We start from the raw sequence: 1,073 nt of genomic DNA, 5'->3' as shown, positions 1-1,073 counted from the left end.
TGGCATGGCCGCCTATGCTGCCTCGAAGGCGGCGGCGACGATGTTCACCCGCTGCCTGGGCCTGGAGCTGGCGCCGCTGGGCATCCGCTGCAATATCGTTGCGCCGGGCTCCACGCTGACCCCGATGCAGACCGGCATGTGGGAAGACGAGCAGGGCGCGGCACGGGTGATCGCTGGCAATCCCGTGACCTACAAAGCGGGCATTCCCTTGCGCAAGCTGGCCACGCCGGAGGACATCGCGCAGGCGGTGATGTTCCTGCTGTCCGAGCAGGCCGGGCACGTGGCGATGAGTGACCTGTACGTGGACGGTGGCGCTACGCTGCGCGGGTGACGGGGTCTGGGACACCGCCGGGCGGGGTTCATGAGTTGCCGGCCAGCGGCCGGCACTACCAAGGGTTAGCGGCGCGGGATTTTCCTGTCGGGTAGTGCCGGCCGCTGGCCGGCAACCTCAGCCAATCGGCAGGAGGATCCTCATGGAATCTCGCGCTGTTCCCCGACAGCCAATGATGGCCGCTTGATCCACGATGGGCCATGAGCAGCGATCTCCTGCGCCATGGGCGGCGTTCCATCATCGGTCAGGTCTACGTGCTGACCACAACAACGTACCAGCGCCGCCGACGCTTTGAATGTGATGCCACCGCAGGCTGTGTAGCCAGCCAGTTTCAGGACCTCGAGCGACGAGGCCTTGTTCAGTCGCTTGCCTGGGTGGTGATGCCGGATCATGTGCATTGGATGTTGCAACTGCGTGCGTCGGAGCTGGCGGGCATCGCCCGTCGGTTCAAGTCATCCAGCGCGTTGGCCTTGAATCGGCTGACCGGTCATCGTGGGGTGGTCTGGCAGCCCGGGTACTTCGATCATGCGGTCAGGGCAGAGGAATCGTTGCATCGCCAGGCTCTGTATATCCTGGGCAATCCCATTCGGGCGGGCCTGGCCAGGGAGATTGGCGAGTATCCCTACGCGTGGTCGATCTGGTAGTGCCGGCCGCTGGCCGGCAACCAGGCGGTGCGTCCGGAGGTTCATGAAGTTGCCGGCCAGCGGCCGGCACTACCAAGTGTCGGGGTTTGTGAGATTGC

The 1,073-nt window shown here is 65.1% G+C and carries 2 protein-coding genes; both read left to right on the top strand.

Annotated features, from left to right (window positions below; translation table 11 throughout):
• Positions 1 to 331 (top strand): SDR family oxidoreductase (locus tag AB4Y84_RS22290; protein ID WP_442251009.1); only part of this gene is annotated, 331 nt, incomplete at its 5' end.
• Positions 332 to 531: 200 nt separating this feature from the next.
• A complete protein-coding gene (locus tag AB4Y84_RS22285; RefSeq protein ID WP_312787382.1) occupies positions 532 to 975 on the top strand; it encodes an REP-associated tyrosine transposase in 444 nt (147 codons plus the stop codon).
• Positions 976 to 1,073 lie beyond the last annotated feature (98 nt).

The sequence above is a fragment of the Stenotrophomonas sp. 2YAF22 genome (assembly GCF_052114665.1).
GTDB lineage: Bacteria > Pseudomonadota > Gammaproteobacteria > Xanthomonadales > Xanthomonadaceae > Stenotrophomonas > Stenotrophomonas indicatrix.
This window is presented reverse-complemented; position numbering and strand designations above follow the sequence as displayed.